The organism is Streptomyces sp. MB09-02B (assembly GCF_033794485.1).
In the GTDB taxonomy this organism is placed as follows: Bacteria; Actinomycetota; Actinomycetes; order Streptomycetales; family Streptomycetaceae; genus Streptomyces.
The window spans coordinates 1-19915 of the sequence record NZ_JARGEE010000146.1; the positions used below are offsets into that span (position 1 = coordinate 1).

16 protein-coding genes and 3 pseudogenes are annotated in these 19915 nt (G+C 68.7%); 8 read left to right on the forward strand and 11 right to left on the reverse strand.

Going from position 1 to position 19915, the window contains the following annotated elements; genetic code table 11:
* Nucleotides 1-111 precede the first annotated feature (111 nt).
* Both P1P70_RS21060 and P1P70_RS21065 read right to left on the reverse strand, forming a co-directional pair.
* On the reverse strand, nucleotides 112-789 hold the full coding sequence (locus P1P70_RS21060) for a TrkA family potassium uptake protein (protein ID WP_319240058.1): 678 nt from the start codon (nucleotides 787-789) through the stop codon (nucleotides 112-114).
* Nucleotides 789-1460 carry a TrkA family potassium uptake protein gene (locus tag P1P70_RS21065; protein ID WP_319240061.1) on the reverse strand — a complete coding sequence of 224 codons (672 nt, stop codon included), beginning with the start codon at nucleotides 1458-1460 and terminating at the stop codon, nucleotides 789-791. Before P1P70_RS21065 ends, P1P70_RS21060 begins: the two co-directional genes overlap by 1 nt.
* Before the next feature lie 564 nt (nucleotides 1461-2024).
* On the opposite strand from P1P70_RS21065, the gene P1P70_RS21070 reads away from it, so the two are divergent.
* Together P1P70_RS21070 and P1P70_RS21075 are read left to right on the forward strand one after the other, a co-directional pair.
* Nucleotides 2025-4124 carry an APC family permease gene (locus P1P70_RS21070; protein ID WP_319240063.1) on the forward strand — a complete coding sequence of 700 codons (2100 nt, stop codon included), beginning with the start codon at nucleotides 2025-2027 and terminating at the stop codon, nucleotides 4122-4124.
* A gap of 159 nt (nucleotides 4125-4283) precedes the next feature.
* Nucleotides 4284-5612, forward strand: coding sequence for a class I SAM-dependent RNA methyltransferase (locus tag P1P70_RS21075; RefSeq protein ID WP_319240065.1), 1329 nt, complete (start codon nucleotides 4284-4286; stop codon nucleotides 5610-5612).
* A gap of 762 nt (nucleotides 5613-6374) precedes the next feature.
* On the opposite strand, the gene P1P70_RS45820 is transcribed toward P1P70_RS21075, so the two are convergent.
* Both P1P70_RS45820 and P1P70_RS21080 read right to left on the reverse strand, forming a co-directional pair.
* Complete coding sequence (locus P1P70_RS45820; RefSeq protein WP_413471506.1) at nucleotides 6375-6701, reverse strand: transposase family protein; 327 nt, start codon at nucleotides 6699-6701, stop codon at nucleotides 6375-6377.
* A 147-nt stretch (nucleotides 6702-6848) separates the two neighbouring features.
* Nucleotides 6849-7158, reverse strand: a pseudogene (locus P1P70_RS21080) (ISAzo13-like element transposase-related protein); the annotation flags it as partial.
* A gap of 502 nt (nucleotides 7159-7660) precedes the next feature.
* On the opposite strand from P1P70_RS21080, the gene P1P70_RS21085 reads away from it, so the two are divergent.
* The 4 genes and pseudogenes from P1P70_RS21085 (at nucleotide 7661) to P1P70_RS21100 (ending at nucleotide 10486) form a co-directional block, all read left to right on the forward strand.
* A complete protein-coding gene (locus tag P1P70_RS21085; protein ID WP_319240067.1) occupies nucleotides 7661-7864 on the forward strand; it encodes a cold-shock protein in 204 nt (67 codons plus the stop codon).
* A 317-nt stretch (nucleotides 7865-8181) separates the two neighbouring features.
* The gene (locus P1P70_RS21090) at nucleotides 8182-9678 is read left to right on the forward strand and encodes a DEAD/DEAH box helicase (RefSeq protein WP_319240069.1); all 1497 of its coding nucleotides are present in this window, start codon (nucleotides 8182-8184) and stop codon (nucleotides 9676-9678) included.
* Nucleotides 9679-9724: 46 nt separating this feature from the next.
* Nucleotides 9725-10128 (forward strand): annotated as a pseudogene (locus P1P70_RS21095) (CBS domain-containing protein).
* Between the two features lie 49 nt (nucleotides 10129-10177).
* The gene (locus tag P1P70_RS21100) at nucleotides 10178-10486 is read left to right on the forward strand and encodes an SCO5918 family protein (RefSeq protein WP_319240070.1); all 309 of its coding nucleotides are present in this window, start codon (nucleotides 10178-10180) and stop codon (nucleotides 10484-10486) included.
* Nucleotides 10487-10601: 115 nt separating this feature from the next.
* On the opposite strand, the gene P1P70_RS21105 is transcribed toward P1P70_RS21100, so the two are convergent.
* Nucleotides 10602-10961 carry a hypothetical protein gene (locus P1P70_RS21105; protein ID WP_319240071.1) on the reverse strand — a complete coding sequence of 120 codons (360 nt, stop codon included), beginning with the start codon at nucleotides 10959-10961 and terminating at the stop codon, nucleotides 10602-10604.
* Between the two features lie 190 nt (nucleotides 10962-11151).
* Between P1P70_RS21105 and P1P70_RS21110 the strand changes: the two are divergent.
* Nucleotides 11152-11346 (forward strand): annotated as a pseudogene (locus P1P70_RS21110) (RNase J family beta-CASP ribonuclease); the annotation flags it as partial.
* A gap of 915 nt (nucleotides 11347-12261) precedes the next feature.
* Here the strand turns inward: P1P70_RS21110 and P1P70_RS21115 are convergent.
* The 4 genes from P1P70_RS21115 to P1P70_RS21130 form a co-directional block, all read right to left on the reverse strand.
* Nucleotides 12262-12588 (reverse strand): GYD domain-containing protein, encoded by a 327-nt coding sequence (locus tag P1P70_RS21115; RefSeq protein ID WP_319240085.1) that lies wholly within the window; start codon nucleotides 12586-12588, stop codon nucleotides 12262-12264.
* 674 nt (nucleotides 12589-13262) lie between these two features.
* Complete coding sequence (locus P1P70_RS21120) at nucleotides 13263-15341, reverse strand: cation-translocating P-type ATPase (RefSeq protein ID WP_319240073.1); 2079 nt, start codon at nucleotides 15339-15341, stop codon at nucleotides 13263-13265.
* 11 nt (nucleotides 15342-15352) lie between these two features.
* Complete coding sequence (locus tag P1P70_RS21125; protein ID WP_413471507.1) at nucleotides 15353-15745, reverse strand: helix-turn-helix domain-containing protein; 393 nt, start codon at nucleotides 15743-15745, stop codon at nucleotides 15353-15355.
* 697 nt (nucleotides 15746-16442) lie between these two features.
* The gene (locus P1P70_RS21130; protein WP_319240077.1) at nucleotides 16443-16754 is read right to left on the reverse strand and encodes a hypothetical protein; all 312 of its coding nucleotides are present in this window, start codon (nucleotides 16752-16754) and stop codon (nucleotides 16443-16445) included.
* 186 nt (nucleotides 16755-16940) lie between these two features.
* Here P1P70_RS21130 and P1P70_RS21135 point away from each other — a divergent pair, with 186 nt between their 5' ends.
* Nucleotides 16941-17483 (forward strand): TetR family transcriptional regulator, encoded by a 543-nt coding sequence (locus P1P70_RS21135; RefSeq protein WP_413471508.1) that lies wholly within the window; start codon nucleotides 16941-16943, stop codon nucleotides 17481-17483.
* Between the two features lie 277 nt (nucleotides 17484-17760).
* On the opposite strand, the gene P1P70_RS21140 is transcribed toward P1P70_RS21135, so the two are convergent.
* Both P1P70_RS21140 and P1P70_RS21145 read right to left on the reverse strand, forming a co-directional pair.
* Nucleotides 17761-18393 carry a DedA family protein gene (locus P1P70_RS21140; RefSeq protein ID WP_319240081.1) on the reverse strand — a complete coding sequence of 211 codons (633 nt, stop codon included), beginning with the start codon at nucleotides 18391-18393 and terminating at the stop codon, nucleotides 17761-17763.
* Nucleotides 18394-18495: 102 nt separating this feature from the next.
* Entirely contained in the window at nucleotides 18496-19602 is a 1107-nt protein-coding gene (locus P1P70_RS21145; protein ID WP_319240083.1) for an FAD-dependent monooxygenase, read from the reverse strand.
* Nucleotides 19603-19915: the final 313 nt, after the last annotated feature.

Here is a 19915-nt window from a genome sequence, read left to right on the forward strand (position 1 = left end):
GGGTGGGTGCGGGCCTCGCTGGGGCTGCGCCCCCAGACCCCCGCTTTCGCACCAAGAACAAGGGGGCGCCCCGAATCGTCGGGGCGCCCCATCGTCGTCGTACCGTCCGCGTCAGCTCTCCGCGTCCTCGCGGCGTACCGACAGCAGGTCCTCCAGCTGCTCCTCGCGGGCCTGGGCGGCCACGAAGAGGAGTTCGTCGCCCGCCTCCAGGGAGTCGTCCGAGGTCGGGGTGAGGACCCGGGTGCCGCGGATGATGGTGACCAGGGAGGTGTCCTCCGGCCACTCGACCTCACCGACCTGGGTGCCGGCCAGGGCCGACTCGGGCGGCAGGGTCAGCTCGACCAGGTTGGCGTCGCCGTGGCTGAAGCGGAGCAGCCGCACCAGGTCGCCGACGCTCACGGCCTCCTCGACCAGGGCCGACATCAGCCGGGGGGTCGACACGGCCACGTCCACGCCCCAGGACTCGTTGAACAGCCACTCGTTCTTGGGGTTGTTGACGCGGGCGACGACACGCGGAACGCCGTACTCCGTCTTCGCCAGCAGTGAGACGACCAGGTTGACCTTGTCGTCGCCGGTCGCGGCGATGACGACGTTGCAGCGCTGGAGCGCCGCCTCGTCCAGGGACGTGATCTCGCAGGCGTCGGCCAGCAGCCACTCCGCCAGGGGCACGCGCTCGACCGAGATGGCCGTCGGCGCCTTGTCGACGAGCAGGACCTCGTGACCGTTCTCCAGCAGTTCGCCCGCGATCGAGCGGCCGACCGCTCCGGCTCCGGCAATGGCGACCCTCATCAGTGACCGCCCTCCTCGTCGGGGCCCTCGGCGAACGACGCCTCGACCTTCTCCACGTCGTCCGTCCGCATCATCACGTGCACGAGGTCGCCCTCCTGCAGCACCGTCTGCGAGGTCGGCAGGATCGCCTCGCCCAGGCGGGTGAGGAAGGCGACGCGGACACCGGTCTCCTCCTGCATCCTGCTGATCTTGTGGCCCACCCAGGCCGACGAGGCGTGCACCTCGGCTAGCTGCACCCCGCCGGTGGGGTCACGCCACAGCGGCTCGGCACCGGACGGCAGCAGCCGGCGGAGCATCTGGTCGGCGGTCCAGCGGACCGTGGCGACCGTCGGGATGCCCAGACGCTGGTAGACCTCGGCGCGGCGCGGGTCGTAGATCCGTGCCGCCACGTTCTCGATGCCGAACATCTCGCGGGCGACCCGGGCGGCGATGATGTTGGAGTTGTCGCCACTGGAGACGGCGGCGAAGGCGCCCGCCTCCTCGATGCCCGCCTCCCGCAGGGTGTCGCGGTCGAAGCCGACCCCCGTGACGCGCCGGCCGCCGAAACCCGAGCCCAGACGACGGAAGGCCGTGGGGTCCTGGTCGATCACGGCGACCGTGTGCCCCTGTTGCTCCAGGGTCTGGGCGAGGGTGGAACCCACTCGCCCGCAGCCCATGATGACGATGTGCACGACCGTCCTTCCGGTGTCAATAGCTACTGTTCAGCCGAAACGTCGAAAACAGGGTCTCAGACCGTCGCCCAAGCTACACACGCGCGGTCCACCGGGGGCACCCCCGTGCACCCATGGGTCACATCGTGGGACGTCGACGGCTGATCCGGCGGACGCTGACCCCCGTCAGCAAGCCGAGTCCGACGAGGGAGGCGAGAGCGCCGATCAGCTCAGCGGTCGCGGCCTGCATGGGGGCCTCCAGGGGGTGAGGTGGGCGAGAACGACACGGGTTCCGTCGGATACCCGGCACACATACGGCACGTACACGGAATCGACGGGGTTCGTCGTACGGACTGGATTCGTCATACGGACGGGACGGGGTCATACGGACGGGATTGGTCATATGGACTGGACGGGTCATGCGGACGGGATTCGTCATACAGACGTGAGGACGCAGACCATCACACCGGAGGATGCGTGACGTGACGCACTTCGCAGTCGTCGGCGGACCGATTTCACCCCGGGGCCCGCCGGGATTTCACCCGGATGTGCCCAGAACCAGTCGGGGCGCTTACGATCCTCTGCGTGTCCAAACTGACCGACGTGCCCAAACGGATTCTGATCGGGCGCGCTCTGCGCAGCGACCGGCTGGGCGAAACGCTCCTGCCGAAGCGCATCGCACTGCCTGTCTTCGCCTCCGACCCGCTCTCGTCCGTGGCGTACGCACCCGGCGAGGTGCTTCTGGTCCTCTCCATCGCGGGCGTGTCGGCCTACCACTTCAGCCCCTGGATCGCCGTCGCGGTCGTCGTGCTGATGTTCACCGTGGTGGCGTCCTACCGGCAGAACGTGCACGCCTACCCGAGCGGTGGTGGCGACTACGAGGTGGCGAACACCAACCTCGGCCCCAAGGCCGGCCTCACCGTCGCCAGCGCGCTCCTCGTCGACTACGTCCTCACCGTCGCCGTGTCGATCTCCTCGGGCGTGGAGAACCTCGGCTCGGCCGTCCCCTTCTTCGTCGAGCACAAGGTGCTGTGCGCGATCGGCATCATCGTGCTGCTCACGCTGATGAACCTGCGGGGTGTGAAGGAGTCCGGGAAGCTCTTCGCGATCCCGACGTACGTCTTCGTCGTCGGCGTCTTCGCGATGATCGCCTGGGGCGCGTTCCGGGGGCTGGTGCTCGACGAGACGATGCGGGCACCCACCGCGGGTCTGGAGATCAAGCCCGAGCACCAGGGGCTCGCCGGGTTCGCGCTGGTCTTCCTGCTGCTGCGTGCCTTCTCCTCCGGATGCGCCGCGCTCACCGGTGTCGAGGCGATCTCCAACGGTGTCCCGGCCTTTCGCAAGCCCAAGTCGAAGAACGCGGCCACCACGCTGGCCCTGATGGGCTTCCTCGCCGTCACCATGTTCTGCGGCATCATCGTCCTGGCCATGGCCACCAAGGTGCGGATGGCGGAGAACCCGGCGGTCGACCTGGTGCGCGACGGCGCCCCGGTCGGCGACTCCTACGTACAGAACCCGGTGATCTCCCAGGTCGCGGCGGCCGTCTTCGGTGACGGCACCTTCTTCTTCGTCGTTCTGGCCGCCGCCACCGCGCTGGTCCTCTTCCTGGCCGCGAACACCGCGTACAACGGTTTCCCGCTGCTGGGCTCGATCCTCGCCCAGGACCGCTACCTCCCGCGCCAGTTGCACACCCGCGGCGACCGCCTCGCCTTCTCCAACGGCATCGTGCTCCTCGCGGGCGCCGCCGTGCTCCTGGTGTGGATCTACGGCGCCGACTCCACCCGCCTGATCCAGCTCTACATCGTGGGCGTGTTCGTCTCCTTCACGCTCAGCCAGACGGGCATGGTCCGGCACTGGAACCGCCACCTGCGCACCGAGAAGGACCCGGCCAAGCGACGCCACATGATCCGCTCCCGGGCGATCAACACCTTCGGCGCCTTCTTCACCGGACTGGTGCTGATCGTCGTCCTCGTCACCAAGTTCACGCACGGCGCCTGGGTCGCCCTGCTCGGCATGGTGATCTTCTACGCGACCATGACGGCGATCCGTAAGCACTACGACCGGGTCGCGGCGGAGATCGCCGCGCCGGACGGCCCGAGTGACGACGTCGTACGGCCGTCGCGGGTCCACTCCGTTGTGCTGATCTCCCGGATCCACCGCCCTACCCTGCGCGCCCTCGCCTACGCCAAGCTGATGCGGTCGCACACCCTGGAGGCGCTCAGCGTCAACGTCGACCCGGCGGAGACCAAGGCGCTCCAGGAGGAGTGGACGCGGCGCGGCATCGACGTACCACTGAAGGTCCTCGACTCGCCGTACCGCGAGGTCACGCGGCCGGTCATCGAGTACGTCAAGGGGCTGCGCAAGGAGTCGCCGCGGGACGCGGTGTCGGTGATCATCCCCGAGTACGTGGTCGGCCACTGGTATGAGCACCTGCTGCACAACCAGAGCGCACTCCGGCTCAAGGGCCGGCTGCTCTTCACGCCGGGTGTCATGGTGACCTCCGTGCCCTACCAGCTGGAGTCCTCCGAGGTCGCCAAGCGCCGGGCGCGCAAGCGGCAGGAATGGAGTGCGCCGGGCTCGGTACGGCGTGGTCCGGCGCACGAGCGCCCCAAGGAGTCAGCGGCCAAGACGTCGACCAAGTCCTCGGCGAATCGCGGGACCAAGTCCTCGGCCGAGAAGGACTGACGCTCGCGGGCGTCGGCGTCGGTCGGAGCCGACATCGGCCGGAGCGGGCGCTGGCCCGCGAGCCGCTGCTCGTGGTCAACGGTCGGACGGCACCCACGTAGACTGGTGGGCTGTTGTCCGGCCGTTGTCGCGTTCCTCATCTCCTGGAGTCACCCCGCCATGCAGGCAGAACCGAAGAAATCGCTGGTGGGGGAGGAGTACGAGGTCGAGGTGGGCCCCGTCGCCCACGGCGGCCACTGCATCGCCCGCACCTCCGAGGGGCAGGTCCTCTTCGTCCGGCACGCGCTGCCCGGTGAGCGGGTCGTGGCGCGGGTGACCGACGGTGAGGAGGGCGCGCGCTTCCTGCGGGCGGACGCGGTCTCGATCCTGTCGGCCTCCAAGGACCGGGTCGAGGCGCCCTGTCCCTACGCCGGACCCGGCCGCTGCGGCGGCTGCGACTGGCAGCACGCGAAGCCGGGCGCCCAGCGCCGCTTCAAGGGCGAGGTCATCGCCGAGCAGCTGCAGCGCCTCGCGGGTCTCACGCCCGAGGAGGCGGGTTGGGACGGCACGGTGATGCCGGCCGAGGGCGACAAGGTCCCGGCGGGGGAGGTCCCGGCGTGGCGCACGCGCGTGCAGTACGCGGTGGACGAGTCGGGGCGGGCGGGACTGCGCAAGCACCGTTCGCACGAGGTCGAGCCCATCGACCACTGCATGATCGCGGCGCCGGGCGTGTCCGAGCTGGGCATCGAGAAGCGCGACTGGACGGGCATGGCGTCGATCGACGCGATCGCGGCGACGGGTTCGCAGGACCGTCAGGTCATCCTCGAACCCCGGCCGGGCGCGCGGCTGCCTCTGGTGGAGCTGGACAAGCCGGTGTCGGTGATGCGGGTCGAGGAGAAGGACGGGGGAGTGCACCGCGTCCACGGGCGCCCCTTCGTCCGTGAGCGCGCGGACGACCGTACGTACCGGGTGGGCAGCGGCGGCTTCTGGCAGGTCCATCCCAAGGCCGCGGACACGCTCGTCAAGGCCGTCATGCAGGGCCTGCTGCCCCGCAAGGGCGATATGGCGCTGGACCTCTACTGCGGTGTCGGGCTGTTCGCGGGCGCCCTCGCCGACCGCGTCGGCGACAAGGGTGCCGTCCTCGGCATCGAGTCCGGCAAGCGCGCGGTCGAGGACGCGCGGCACAACCTCGCCGACTTCGACCGGGTGCGGATCGAACAGGGCAAGGTCGAGGCGGTGTTGCCGCGTACGGGTATCACGGAGGTCGACCTCATCGTCCTGGACCCGCCGCGTGCCGGGGCGGGCCGCAAGACCGTCCAGCATCTCGCGTCCCTGGCGGCCCGCCGCATCGCGTACGTGGCCTGCGACCCGGCGGCGCTGGCACGCGACCTGGGGTACTTCCGGGAGGGCGGGTACCGGGTGCGGATGCTTCGGGCGTTCGATCTGTTTCCGATGACGCATCATGTGGAGTGCGTGGCGATTTTGGAGCCGGTCGCAAAGGGCTCCTGACCTGCGGTTTTGTGCGTGCGCATTATGTGCGGTGTGGGCGTTACGGGCGATATCTTGACGCTGAAATGACGCTCGTGACGCTCATCTGACGCTCGTTCTGATGGGGTGTCGGGTGCGCCGACCTGGGAGTTCCAACATCTCTCCCAGGCGCTGGCCCACATGCGTCGGAGTTCCGGTCATGTTTGGTGCCTTGTCGTTCGCCGGGCAGCGGCGGCGGGCGCCGGAGCCAGAGCGGCCGGGGCGGCCGGGGTGGACGCCCGAAGTTGGCTGCCGCGAAGGAGCGGTGGCTGACAGCGGGTGTGAAAGTGGACATCGAGTGCTTCTTTGCGATGTCGGCCAAGCCGATTCCTACCGTCCTGATGCCATCGCTGCCGTACGGGGCGCCTGGGACCGCCGGCCCCTGCTCGCTGCCAAACATTGGGAGACCGTTCAGGCTCTGAGCGGGGATCCCGTTCAGGCTCTGAACAGAAGGTCAGGAGTGCTCACTGAGTGAACATCTGGGCCGCGGTGAGAGCGTAGTGAGCCGCTTGCGAGGGGCGACCCGTCGGGCTCATCCCGATCCCTCTGTGTGTCGACGGGTGCGCGGAGGACCCGCACCTTGAGCGACGGCACGCAGCAACTCTCGCAGCCGCATTAAGGGCATGACCCCGGCGCGCCTCAACGACGAAGCTGGGTGTCACCCTTCGGGGCTGCCGACGCCGGTGTGAATTGGAGCTTTGCTTACGCAGCTTCACCGACCTAACGCTAAGGGCTTGCCGGGAATCAACGCGTTGGTTTGATCTTGGTTTTGTCCGGGGCGAGGAATCTGGCGACGTCGTCCGGTGTACGGAAACGGGCTGTTGAGGCTGGGAGACAGACACCGTTGGCTTCCAGGAGCGGGCGGACGTCTTTCACTGCACGGCTGATGGTCATGGCAGTGGTGTTGAAGAGCTGGCCGAGAAGCGCCTGAAGCGAGTGTTTCCGCAGGTAGAGGATGGTGACCAGGATCTGGTCGGGGGGGGTGAGTGTGGGTTTGCGGGGCCGGTGCCGGGGGCGACGCGGCGTGGTCCGCCGCGGGCTGCTTGGCGGACCTCTCGCGGTACTCTTCAAGCGCAGGGGTCAAGGTGTCGGTGAGGTCGTTGAGTTGCTTGCGGGACATGCCGGTCAGCTCGGGGTGCTGCAGATCGTGGACCGTGAGGGGGCGAGAGCCCGCAGCTGACCACCCGCGTTGCCGGGCAGGCCTGGGCCCGGTTGACGATCTGCGGGGTGGAAGGTGTAGTTCCAGTCCCCGTGGAAGCGGTGGCGTGTGACCGGCAGGGCATGGATGGCTTCGTCGCTGATGCGGATGCCGGTGGGGTACTCACCGCTGTCGAGTTCGGCGTGCACCGTCAGGCCGGTGCGGCTGGTCGTCGCGGAGCGCCCGGAGCAACACTTCATGGCTGGTCAGGGGCCTGCCGCGCCAGTTCATGGTGATGCGGGAGAACAGTCGGTGCTCGATCTTGTTCCACTTCGATGTGCCGGGCGGCAGGTGACACACGGTGATCTCCAGGCCGGTCCCGGCGGCGAGGTCGGTCAGGACCGTACCGGACCGCGCGCTGGTGTTCGTCCACTACTGGGGCGGCTCCGCCGTCACATGAACGACGTGATCGGTCATCTGCCGCCCGGGCAGGCGACGGTCCGATTCGACCAACGCGGCTGGGGGGACCTCGCGGGCCCAGCCCGGCCCCTATCAGGTCCGCAAGTTTGTGGCGCCCCATGCTTCCCGAAACGTTGCGCTCCGGCTGCATCAATATCTGTGCCCGCAGGCTGAGATTTCAACGGAACATGCAGACAGATTCTCTGCCGCGTAATTGAACTGGGATTTCACCGCACACATGCCTCTGCGGTGTGCTACTGTCGATCTCAGTTGCAGTTGTGGTTCCCGAAACTTCAAGTGCTCTCCGGTCGGCTTCTGTGCCACTGGGAAGCACTTTTGTATTTCCGGTCCTTTTCCGGGCGGGGTGATCATCGCGGCGACATGGTGTCCGCGCTGTGCGGATCCCGATGCACTGCCCCAAAGGAGAAATGACATGGCTGCTGGTACCGTGAAGTGGTTCAATGCGGAAAAGGGCTTCGGCTTCATCGAGCAGGATGGTGGCGGCGCTGACGTGTTCGCCCACTACTCGAACATCGCCGCCCAGGGCTACCGCGAGCTGCTGGAGGGCCAGAAGGTGACCTTCGACATCGCGCAGGGCCAGAAGGGCCCGACGGCCGAGAACATCGTTCTCGCCTGACACTGGCGCGCACTTCGTAGCTGGGGCCCGCATCCTTCGGGGTGCGGGCCCCAGCTGCTCGCATTTCCGCAGTTGTTTCACCTGTGGACGACGACCAGGAATCCGTTGGCTCAGTGCACGGATTCTCCTTCAGGGCATCGCAGTGGACGCCCCGAATATTGAGTCCCACATTGCGCCACTCATTTCAGCGCCTGCGCCCGCACGGATTTTCGTCGGCCAGATCCGCTTTCGCGTATGACCGGCCCTTCTTGCGATTCTCCGTGTTGCTCATTGCTGCGGGAATTCCTTGATATGTGCCGCATCGAGGAAGGTTCCGCATGAACCACACACGCACGAACGACCGCTTCACCCGCACCCGTAACGGCAGTGCCGACTCAGGAAGGGGCGGCAGCCGCATCGGCTCGTCGACCCCGCGCCGGTCCGGCGGGCCGAGCCGCTCCGGTGATTACGGCCGCCGACCCGCGAGGCTCCGAGGGGAGTTCGCCCTCCCCAAGACGATCACCCCCGCGCTTCCCGCCGTGGAGGGCTTCGCCGATCTCGACATGCCCCGGGAGCTGCTGGCCGCGCTCGGTACGCAAGGCGTGACCGTGCCGTTCCCGATCCAGGCCGCGACGCTGCCGAACTCCCTCGCCGGCCGTGACGTCCTCGGCCGTGGCCGCACCGGCTCCGGCAAGACCCTCGCCTTCGGGCTGGCGCTGCTGGCCCGTACGGCCGGGCGGCGCGCCGAGGCCAGGCAGCCGCTGGGGCTGATCCTCGTACCGACGCGTGAGCTGGCGCAGCAGGTCACCGACGCGCTGGCCCCGTACGCCCGCTCCCTCAAGCTGCGGCTGGCGACCGTGGTGGGCGGGATGCCGATCGGCAGGCAGGCGAGCGCGCTGCGCGGTGGCGCCGAGGTCGTCGTCGCCACACCGGGACGTCTCAAGGACCTCATCGACCGCGGCGACTGCCGGCTGGACCAGGTCTCCATCACCGTCCTCGACGAGGCCGACCAGATGGCCGACATGGGCTTCATGCCGCAGGTCACCGCCCTGCTCGACCAGGTCCGTCCCGAGGGTCAGCGCATGCTGTTCTCCGCGACCCTCGATCGTAACGTCGACCTGCTCGTGCGGCGCTACCTGAGCGATCCCGTCGTGCACTCCGTCGACCCATCGGTCGGCGCGGTCACGACGATGGAGCACCACGTGCTGCATGTCCACGGCGCCGACAAGCACACGGCCACCACCGAGATCGCCGCACGCGACGGCCGCGTGATCATGTTCCTCGACACCAAGCACGCCGTCGACCGCCTCACCGAGCATCTCCTGAACAGCGGGGTACGCGCCGCCGCCCTGCACGGCGGGAAGTCGCAGCCCCAGCGCACCCGTACGCTGACGCAGTTCAAGACGGGGCACGTCAACGTGCTGGTCGCGACCAACGTCGCGGCGCGCGGCATTCACGTCGACAACCTCGACCTTGTCGTCAACGTCGACCCGCCGACCGACCACAAGGACTACCTTCACCGCGGCGGCAGGACCGCCCGTGCAGGGGAGTCCGGCAGCGTCGTCACCCTGGTCACCCCGAACCAGCGCCGCGGCATGACCCGCCTCATGGCAGCGGCCGGCATCGTCCCGCAGACCACCCAGGTCCGCGTCGGCGAGGAGGCCCTGCAACGCATCACCGGCGCCCAGGCCCCCTCCGGTATCCCGGTCGTCATCACGGCGCCGGTGGTCGAACGCCCCAAGAAGCGCAGCGCCACTTCACGCGGCCGGCGCAGCTCCGCTTCTGCGCCCCGGCGCGCGTCCGTACGGCAGTCCACGCCCGGGGCGGCCGCATAGGCCCTCCGTTCTCAGGAAGCCGACCCAACTCCTCAGGAGGCACTCTTTGACGCTGGTACACGTGCAGAGCCGCCCGGCTATCGCCCACCCCGCGCACGGCACGGTGGCCGACGCCATGGACGCGGCCGGACCGCAGGTCTGGGAGGACATGACCGTCGAGGTCGCACTGTCCGTGATGGCCGCGGCCCGTACGGGGCACCTGGTCGTCTGCGACGAGGACGGTCTGTGCACCGGCCTGGTCACCCGGGCCAGGCTCACGGCCGTTCGTGACGGCTCCGGATACACGGACAGGATCCGCCTGCGTGACATCGCCGACGTCATCGGGCCTTTGCCTCGCCGCTGACCACGAGGGCCGAAGCCGAGCGGGTGATGCGCTGTCGCCGGCTCGAGGCCCTGCCCGTGGTCGACGAACACGGCAGCGCTGTGGGCGTCCTCGCCCCGACCCGCTGACCCACTTCATGGCCGTCGGCCCCGTCTCTCCTTCCCCCTGTGAGGCATCATGCGCTGTGTCATCGCCCGCTTTCCGTTCGACCTGACCAAGAGCGGCGTGCTGGAATCGATGAAGGGCGTCAAGCCCGAACCGGTCACCGGCGAGTTTGTGATCATCGGACGACGCCACTATCCCGTCAAGCAGGTCGGCCAGGCCATCACCCGCCAGGACCGCCGCGATTTCAGCGCCGGCGAAGTCCTCCGGGCCATGTCCCGGCTCGGCTTCACCTGTCGCGCCCTCCCCGAGGTCGCACCCGCGCGCATCGAAAACCCGGTGCAGCAGGCTTCCACCATGCTCGGCACCCCCCTGTCCGTCTGACCGACGGGACAGGCACGAGCCGAACAGAGCGGTGATGGGGGCCCTGTCGGCGCGCGCCGACAGGGCCCCCGCTGCGTGCCGTGCCGCTCTCGAAGCGGCGAAACGGGTCAGTGGGTCAGTGGTCGGAGTAGCTGAAGTCGCCTACAGTCCAGGCATTCACGTCCTCGATCGCGACGCGGTACATCCCCCCCGTCTCCGGGATCCCCACCGTGCCCTGCAAGATCCGGGCGACATGAAAGTGCAGATGCGTGGGCGGCCCGTCCTTTTGCGCAGGGGCGTCGAAGACAGAGGAGAACTCGCCCAGGTCGGCGGAGTCTGTCAGAACCTCCGACACCCTCTGCCTCCACACGGCTTCGGGCGCCAGTCGACCGGTGATGACAGCACCACCGGTCACCACGGTCAGGGACATCCGATTGCTCTGCCCGGACTCCACACGGGCGGCGATGTCAATGATCAGCTCGTCAGGCTTCGGCATGAAACCGGATTCTATGCACCGGCCCGTCCGGGTGGGCCTGGTGGTGGGACTACCGGGCAAGACGGGCGCACACGGCCCCCCCGGCTGATGGGGGCAGGGGACGCTGAGTTGGTTCGTTCCGGCCGAAACCGAAGCCTCTGTGATGCCGGTGAGCTCGCAGGTCAGCATGGTGCTGGGGCCCCCACGGGAACGCGGCTTCGTCCACGACGACGCCACCTTCGAACCGGTCGTTCCCGTCATCGAGGAAACCCTGGCCACCGCAGCCGAGAAAGGCGTCGGGGACGCGCGCCAACTCGAACAGCTCCTGGCCCGCGCCGTGGCGAACTGGGCGTTCCGTACCCACCGCCGCAAGCCCCTCATCATCCCCGTCATCATTGACGCCTGAGCCACAGCCCGGCAGGTGTCCGGGGGCCGGACGCCTATGTGCAGCACGAGGTGAAACTCGGCGACGAGTAGTTCCTGAGGTTCAGCCACGTCACCGGTCCGCCGGGTCGGCCCGTACGCATCGCGCCGCCCGGATTTCGCCCGGACGCGTCCGGGGCGGCCCGAGGGCGGCAGCGCTGCGCCGGGCATCTCGTGCAGCCCCTCCAGCGGCTGACCTGCCGCCCGAGCAGCAACATGACGGCCACGAGGCGATCAGAAGCGCGGACAGTCCGGTATACCGGCCGGAAGGAGGAAAGAAAGTCCGTCAGTCATGACGCTCATTTGACGCTCCGGCCGCCTCACAGCCCCTGCGTAAGGCAGAACACCCGATGTGACCTCCAGATTCTCCCGTCCGCACGCCTTGGGATGTGTTTCCGATGACGCATCATGTGGAGTGCGTGGCGATTTTGGAGCCGGTCGCAAAGGGCGCCTGACCTGCGGTTTTGTGCGTGCGCATGATGTGCGGTACGGGCGGTGCGGGCGATATCTTGACGCTGAAATGACGCCCGTGACGCTCAATTGACGCTCGTCTTGATGGGGTGTCAGGCGGCATGCGGGCAGGTGAGTCGCGGAGCTGCCCCGGGAGCGTTTGATCCTCAGCCGACGACATTCAGCCACGACGGCGGGTGCGTCGACCGATCCGCACGCGTGTGCCTCGGCGTCCCCTCACCAGCCTCAGCCACGCTGCCATTTCGTCGACCAGAGCAAGTTGCGCCGGCGGAATTCTGGTTCTGGCTCACCATCGCCGGTTTCGCGCTCATGGCTGCCGTCTACGCCGTCAAGGGCGCCCAATGGCTCCGCGCTCGCCGCCGTCCCACGGCCTGATCCGAACGACAGGCGCCTGGGACTTACTCGTTACGGCCGGCCACCTGGACCGCTACGTGCCAGGGGCCCGGTACCGGACATGCCCGGCTTTGCGCAGGGCATCCATGGTTTCGTCGATGCTCAGGAGAACGGTCGTCTCGAACGAGCTGAGTGCGCCGCCTCCGCTGATCGCCAGGGCGACCGCGGCCATGGAGACGTTGTCGGGGGCCTCCCACAGGTTGTAGCCGTCGCGGGTGCCGAACGCGTACCAGAAGCCGTGTAGCTTGCCGCCGACGGACTCGATGTACGACTGAGCGGCCTTTGCACGGTCCTCGGGGTGGCCGATGAATCTCGCCCATGTCTCCGGCGTGTAGCTGAACCTTGATAGATAGAGCGGCATCATGTCTCCCTTTCGTTCCAGCAAGGGATGCCCCCGCAGGGTGAGATACGCCCCCGGGGCCGCACGCATCTCCCCCGAATGGCCGGAACGGTGACCGGCATGGCCGCTGCCGTGAGCGGCTCCGCCCGCATCGGAACTGCAGCATCGAAGCCCTCAGCCCGGCGGGGCCCCTCCGCTGCTACCCGCGGACGCGATCGCCGTCGTCCCGGCCAGCTGCTGGTCGGGTACGTGTCGCGCAGGTCGTAGGCCCGGTCTCGGCACGCCTCGACCTGTCCGACCAGCAGCTCGTGCAGTTCTTCGGCGATACCGGAGAACGCTTCGACGCGGACCCGGTTGAGTCGGAACACCTGGTCGGTGGCGACGTACACCGTCGGACCTATCTTGTGCCGCGCGTCCCGGACGCTGGACGAGCCGGCGAACGTCTGCTGTTCGTAGTGCTTGTGGCCCTGTGTGTCGGTGAGGTACTGGGCGATCTCGGTGCCGCTCCGGCGAACGCCAGCTGGCCGGCGGCTCCGGTGCGTGCGAGTAGCCGGCCGTACCAGCAGAGGTTCTTGCGAGGGATCAGGAACCCGTCCTGAATGCGTTCCCTGCGACCGTCGCCGGCGGGCACCTTCACGGAACCGACGTAGGTCGGGTTCCGTTCCGACGGGGTCCTGTGGCTGCGAACGGGTCGGTCAGCGGTCGCCGCAGCCGCAGGCACCTGAGCAGCAGCCCCCGACGAGTGTCGGAGCGGGGGCGGTGCTCAGGGGAAGGAGTGTCTTCCCCGCTGGAACGGCAGTCACGACAGCTGGTACGGGCGCGGCGGGGGTCCGGACCGATGTCGGGGCCTTGGCGGCGGTACGCAGGGGCTTGTGGGTGGGCAGGTGGCGCCTGCGGCCGGCGCGGAGGCCGTTGCCGATGACGAGGACCTCGGCGAGTTCGTGACTGGCGACCACGGTGGCCAGGCCCAGGACGCCGGTGGCGGCCAGGGGGACGAGGGCGACGAGGATGCCGCCGGACATCAGCAGGTTCTGGGTGAAGACGCGGCGGGCGGCGCGAGCGTGGGCGATCGCGTCGGGCAGCCGACGCAGGTCCTCGCCCATGAGGGCGGTGTCGGCCGCCTCGATGGCCACGTCGCTGCCCATCGCGCCCATGGCGATGCCGGCGTCGGCGGTGGCCAGGGCGGGGGCGTCGTTGATGCCGTCGCCGACCATCGCGACCGGTCCGATCGCCCGGAGCCCGGTGACGATACGGGCCTTGTCCTCGGGGAGCAGTTCGGCGCGTACGTCGTCGATGCCGGCGGCGGCGCCGATCGCGGCGGCGGTACGGGCGTTGTCGCCGGTGAGCATGACCACCGTGATGCCCTGCCGACGCAAGTCCTCGACGGCTTCCACCGCCTCCGGGCGCAGCTCGTCGCGGACGGCGACGGCGCCGAGGAGTGTGTCGTCCTGCTCGACCAGGACCACGGTGGCGCCCTCGTCCTGGAGCCGGCGGACATCGTCCGCGAGCCGACCCGGGGCGATGAACCCGGGCTTGCCCAGACGTGCCGCACATCCGCCGACCGTGCCGGTCAGCCCCTTGCCGGGTACGGCCTCCACATCCTCGCCCGGGACCGGGGAGTCGACGGCGGCCAGGATCGCCGGGGCGAGCGGGTGTTCGCTGCGCGCCTCCAGAGCGGCGGCCACCGCCAGGACCCGCGCCCGGTCGACGCCGGCCGCGGTGACGACATCGATGACGACGGGCTCGTTACGCGTGAGGGTGCCGGTCTTGTCCAGGGCCACGACCCTGACCTTGCCCAGTGCCTCCACGGCCGCACCGCCCTTGACGAGGACGCCCGCCTTGGACGCGGCGCCTATGGCGGCGACCACGGCGACCGGGACGGACAGGGCGAAGGCGCAGGGGGCCGCGGCCACCAGCACCACCAGCGACCGCTCGATCCACACCCCCGGATCACCGAGGAGCGCGCCCAGGGCCGCGATCAGCCCGGCGAGGACCAGCACACCCGGTACCAGCGGCTTGGCGAACCTCTCGGCGAGACGCTGGCCGGCACCCTTGTGCTCCTGGGCCTCGTGGACGATGTGGACGAGGCGGGCGAGGGAGTTGTCCTCGGTCGTGGCGGTAACCGTGATCTCCAGCGCACCGGCGCCGTTGACACAGCCCGCGAACGCCTCGGCACCCGGGCCGACCTCCACGGGAACGGATTCACCGGTGACCACGGAGGTGTCCAGGGCACTGCGCCCGGCGGCCACGACGCCGTCGGTGGCGATCCGCTCGCCCGGCTTGACCAGGAGGGTGTCACCGACGCGCAGACCGGTGACGGAGACCTCGGCCTCTACGCCGGCCCGGCGGACGGTGGCGGTGGCGGGAACGAGATCGAGCAGGGCGCGCAGACCGTGCCGGGTACGGGCGACGGCGTAGCCCTCGAGGCCCTCGGCTACGGCGAACAGGAAGGCCAGCGTGGCGGCCTCGCCGTACTCGCCGAGTGCCACGGCGCCGACGGCGGCGATGGTCATCAGCAGACCGACGCCGAGCCGCCCACGTATCAGGGCACGCAGCGTGCCCGGGACGAAAGTCGCCGCACCGGCGACGAGGGCCGCCAGCGCGCCCGCCGTGTCCCAGGGGCCGGGCAGGAAGAGGGATATGAGCAGCAGCAGCCCGGAGACAGCGGCCACCCGCAGCTCGCGGACCTGCCATATCGCGGACGGGGGTGCGGCGGGCTCGGCTGCGGAAGGGTTTTGGGCGGGAGCATCGGTCCCGCAGCACGCGTCACCCACGGAGGGGCTCCTCACTTGTGGGGGGTGGCGGTCTGCTCGTCGGCGGTGCAGGCGTAGTCGTCCGGGGCGCATGCCTCGTCGGAGGAATCTTCGGAGTCGACCAGCAGGACCAGGGTGGCCAGGTCGGCCAGTGCGTGGGCGAGTTTGGGATCGGCGAGTTCGTAACGGACCCGTCGACCGACGGCGACGGTACGGACCAGGCCGCAGCCGCGCAGACAGGACAGATGGTTCGACACGTTCCCCCGGGTCATCCCGAGCCGCTCGGCGAGATCCGAGGGATAGGCGGGCGCTTCCAGCAGGGCCAGCAACAGCCGACGCCGCTTCTCATCCGCGAGCGCGGTACCGACCCGGGCCAGAGCCGCGGCGTTCACGGCGACAGCGGGGCTGCTGGCAGGGTGGCTCATCTCCATGAGCCGATAGTACAGCCGAAGCTGAATTAAGCATGGGCTGTATCATTTTTCGGCCAGTTCTGCGGTCAGAGTCCGGAGCACGGGGGCGAGTTCCGGGTGGTCTCCGCGTGAGGCTGACGCGCCCTTGGCGGCTTCCCGGGCCAGCACGTCCCTCGCGTCCGTCCTCCGGTAAGACGCCCGTCCCCTTGCGGCAGGGTGGTCAGCCGGTGTCGGGAGTCGTCGTCTCCGCCGACGGCTCGACGGCACTGATGCAGTTCCGGTCCACTCGCCCAGGAGAAAGCCTGGTGGATTCCGGCCCGGCTGGACCGCCTGCTTCCCGACCTCGATGTCGAGGGCGACAAGCTCGCACAGAAGATCCCGCTGCCCCACGCAACCGCAGCCCAACAGGCCCAGACGGTCAGCTGACCGGCGGCACCTCTCCTCGCCCGCAACCTTGCCCACTGTCTCGGCGCGATCGGCGCGCGGTCGCTCTCGACGCCGGCTGGGACTTTCCACCGTCCGGGCCGGCTTCGTCCTCACCACTTCGTCCTCACCACCGCCGGCCTGCTCCTGTACGTCGTGGCCGTCTCCCGGCGGCAGCCGGCGCCCGTTCCGGTTCGCGCCGTGCGTGCGGGTCCACGGGCCCTGGTCACCGCACGAGAGGGCCCGCACGGCTTGCTTCGCCGTGCGGGGCCTGTCCTTTCGTCTCAGGTCAGGCGGGGCGGGTGGTGAAGATCGCCGCCGCGCCCGAGGGCAGCCGGTAGCGGTACGTCGTGTCGCCCCACGGGACGTCGAACCTCGCCGCGCCGCCGTCGGGGTTGCGGAAGGGCGCGTCGACCGAGCCGATTGCGGACGGTGAGGTCCGCCCTGCTGGGCTCCCGTCCAGGTGAAGGTCGCCGCCGGTCGTCGCTCCGAAGTCGGTGTGTCCGCTCCAGTCGCCGCCGGCCCTCAGCTCGCCGCCGACACGGTTCCCGTCGGCGTCGAGGTGATCGGCGGCGCGTACGCCGACGACCCTCGAGCGCACTTACTGAGTACTTAGTAAGTTTTTGTGTGCAAGTTCTTTCCAGGGTTTGATCGAAGGGTGACCACTGATCGACGGCCCCGTAGACTCCGCACGATGAGCGAGAGCACGCCGAACGGGGAGCGGCAGCCCCGCACAGGGAAGAGCCTCAAGGCCCAGCAGCGGCGGCAGGAGATCCTGCACATCGCGATGGACACCTTCGCCGCTCGCGGCTACAACAACGCCTCGTTGCAGGAGATCGCCGACCGCGCTGGAGTCACCCAGGCCGGCGTCCTGCACTACTTCCGCAGCAAGGCCCAACTGCTCACCAGCGTCCTCGCGCTGCGCGACGAGACCGACATCGAAGCGCTCGGCCCCGACCGGCCACGGGGCCTGGCCTTCCTGCGCCACCTCGTGGACACGGTTCGCCGCAACACCGAACGTGAAGGCATCGTCCGTCTGTACGCGGTCCTCTCGGCGGAAAGCGTCACGGAGGGCCACCCGGCCCAGGACTATTTCCGCGACCGCTACGCCGGCCTGCGCGCCATGATCACCGAGGCCCTCGCCGAAGCCTCCGAACTCGGCGAGACCCGCCCCGACCTCAACCTCGAAGACGCGGCCACCGCCGTCATCGCCGTCATGGACGGCCTCCAGGTCCAGTGGCTCCTGGCCCCGGACTCTGTCGACATGACCGCCGCGACCGACCGCGTCATCACGGCACTACTGGCGAACCTCACCGCGAAAGGGACATGAGGCGCGCGTCCGCCGACGACGCAGCCAAGCTTGCCGAGGTCCTTGTTGTCCGGGGGACCCTTGCGGGAGACCACCGGCGGATGCGACGCCTGTGCAGCTCACGCGGGTTGGGGTCGCCGCTGTGTCCCCTGTCAACCAGTTCGGCCCCGCCCTGCCTGCCGTCGTCCGTTGCCCGCGCATCCCCCCGGCGGCGCGGGCGGGAGGCCGTACGCCGAGACGGTCGTCCAGAGCGGCTGCGGAGAGGAAGGGCCCCTGTCGTGCCGCCGGGCGTCGCGACTCAACGAATTTCGGCGGCGGCATCATCCGGGTCGCCAGGGTTCCTGCGGCGTCGGATATACCGTGCGAACTCAACCGCGCCGGTCACGGAGAAAGCCAGCCCGATGCCGACGGCGACAGAGAGGAGCGTGTTCTCCTGAAAGAAGACACCGCCGAGGTATCCCGACAGGGCGGTGTAGGCGCTCCATGTGAGGGTGGAGATCGCCACGTACAGCATGAACCTGCGCGGCGGGAACCTCACCACTCCCGCCGTTCCCGTGGCGATGTATCGTCCGACCGGAATGAATCGCGTGGAGACGAGTACGAAGCCGCCACGTGACGCAAGTTCGCGTTCTATCCAGTCGTACGCCCTCCTGCGTTTGGTGCCGACCGGCAGGCGCTTCAATACGCGTTCCCCCATCCATCTGCCGACGGAGTAGGGAATGAGGTCGCCGAGAAAGGCGCCCACCGTCGTGGCGGCGATGACCAGCATGATGTTCGTCTGTCCGGTTGCGCCGGCTATGCCCGCGAGGATGACGACGGGTTCACTCGGGATCAGCGGGAGGAAAGAGTCGAGCAAGGACACCGCGATGAGTACTGCGTAGAGCGCAGGCGACGCCATCAAAGACTCCGTGAGGTCTACCCAGTCCGGCATCTACTGCTCGCCTCGTGTCATATGGATACGGAAGTTCACTGGTGATTCCCTGATTCTTGGAGGCGCTGAGGGTGGTGCGCGGGATGTCCCCGTCGGTTGACGTCAGGTGGCGGGTGCCGTGGTGAGCATCCAGCGACTGAACGCGGCGTAGCGTTGCGCGAATTCGACTGCGTCGCCGGCGTTTTCGACGGCAGCGGAGTGTTCGCGGACCGTTTCGAAACGGGCGCTGCGGGCGTATTCATAGGCGGTGAGGGCCTTTTCCGCGTCGGCCTCGGCTGTCAGGCTGCTGCGCAGGACACCGACATCTTCGATGCCGAGAGTGCCGCCGGAGGCGATGTGGGGGGACAGTCCGTGTGCGGCGTCGCCGACCAGTGCGACGCGCCTGCTGGTCCAACGGGGCAGTTCCGGGACCAACGTGACCTGGTTCTCCAGTATCGATTCCTCCGGAGTCTGGGCGATCAGAGAGAGGAGGTCGTTGTTCCATCCTTCCTCGGCCAGATTCCGTGCGCGGTCCAGTGCCCGTGCGCGCTTGCTTCCGGTGAGCGGTCCGGCATCGAACTGGTTGACCATCCACATGGTCCGATCGCGAGCGATCCTCGCGTATCCGCCGCGGGTTCGGTGGGGGCCGACGGTGAGGACCGTGGATTTCTGGTTCTGGTTGCCGATCGGCACGATCGCACGCCAGGCGTAATGGCCTGAGTGTGTGATGGCGTCGCTCCCAGGTACCAGCTGTTTGCGCACGCTTGAGTGGACGCCGTCCGCACCGATCAGTAGGTCCGTGCGAAGTGTTTCGCCGTTGGCAAGGTGCACGGCGACGTCCGAGCCGATCTCGGTATAACCGGTCACGTGGGCGTCAAGGCGAATTCGGTCGCGACCGATGGTGTCGGCCAGGAGGCCGTTCAATTCGGCGCGCGGCACCAGGAGGAAGCGGTGATCGCTGTCGGTGTAGCCAGGAGCACGCACCGGATCGCCGGCAGGATTGAAGAACCAGGTGTTCTGTTCGACGCCCATGTCTCGGATCGCTGGGCCGATACCGAGGTGGTCGAACTCTCGCAACGCGTTGGCCCATAAACCGATGCCGGCGCCGACGGCTCGCATGCGCGGTGCCTGTTCCAGCACGACGACCTCGTGGCCGATTCGTTGGAGAGAGGCCGCGGCCGTGAGACCCACCAGGCCGCCGCCGGCAATCACCGTGCGTTTCGTGGACAACTTGTTTGCTCCTTCACGTTGACGGACGGGGGGCGGTGCCGGAGTCGCCGCCGAGGCGGGCCGTGCGCATGAACTCGTAACGGGAGTCGGGTTGCCGGTTCGGCCGTGAGTTCCGATGCGTTGGATCGGCTTCCTTCATCAGTGAGGAGCGACCCAGCGGCACGTTTCGACACTATTGATCCGAAACGATAGGTGTTCTGGGTCGTTGATCCCTGCGTGAGTGAACTGGTGGGGGACGCACGGCAGTTGTCGCCGTCGGCGCAGGAGGCACTTCGGCTGCGGGCGGTGGCCGCGTTGGTGGCGGGCCGGACTC

Coding starts and splice junctions, on each gene's coding strand:
- P1P70_RS21060 (WP_319240058.1), bottom strand. CDS start 789: ATGAGGGTCGCCATTGCCGGAGCCGGAGCGGTCGGCCGCTCGATCGCG.
- P1P70_RS21075 (WP_319240065.1), top strand. CDS start 4,284: ATGCAGGCAGAACCGAAGAAATCGCTGGTGGGGGAGGAGTACGAGGTC.
- P1P70_RS21085 (WP_319240067.1), top strand. CDS start 7,661: ATGGCTGCTGGTACCGTGAAGTGGTTCAATGCGGAAAAGGGCTTCGGC.
- P1P70_RS21090 (WP_319240069.1), top strand. CDS start 8,182: ATGAACCACACACGCACGAACGACCGCTTCACCCGCACCCGTAACGGC.
- P1P70_RS21100 (WP_319240070.1), top strand. CDS start 10,178: ATGCGCTGTGTCATCGCCCGCTTTCCGTTCGACCTGACCAAGAGCGGC.
- P1P70_RS21105 (WP_319240071.1), bottom strand. CDS start 10,961: ATGCCGAAGCCTGACGAGCTGATCATTGACATCGCCGCCCGTGTGGAG.
- P1P70_RS21115 (WP_319240085.1), bottom strand. CDS start 12,588: ATGCCGCTCTATCTATCAAGGTTCAGCTACACGCCGGAGACATGGGCG.
- P1P70_RS21125 (WP_413471507.1), bottom strand. CDS start 15,745: ATGAGCCACCCTGCCAGCAGCCCCGCTGTCGCCGTGAACGCCGCGGCT.
- P1P70_RS21135 (WP_413471508.1), top strand. CDS start 16,941: ATGGACACCTTCGCCGCTCGCGGCTACAACAACGCCTCGTTGCAGGAG.
- P1P70_RS21140 (WP_319240081.1), bottom strand. CDS start 18,393: ATGCCGGACTGGGTAGACCTCACGGAGTCTTTGATGGCGTCGCCTGCG.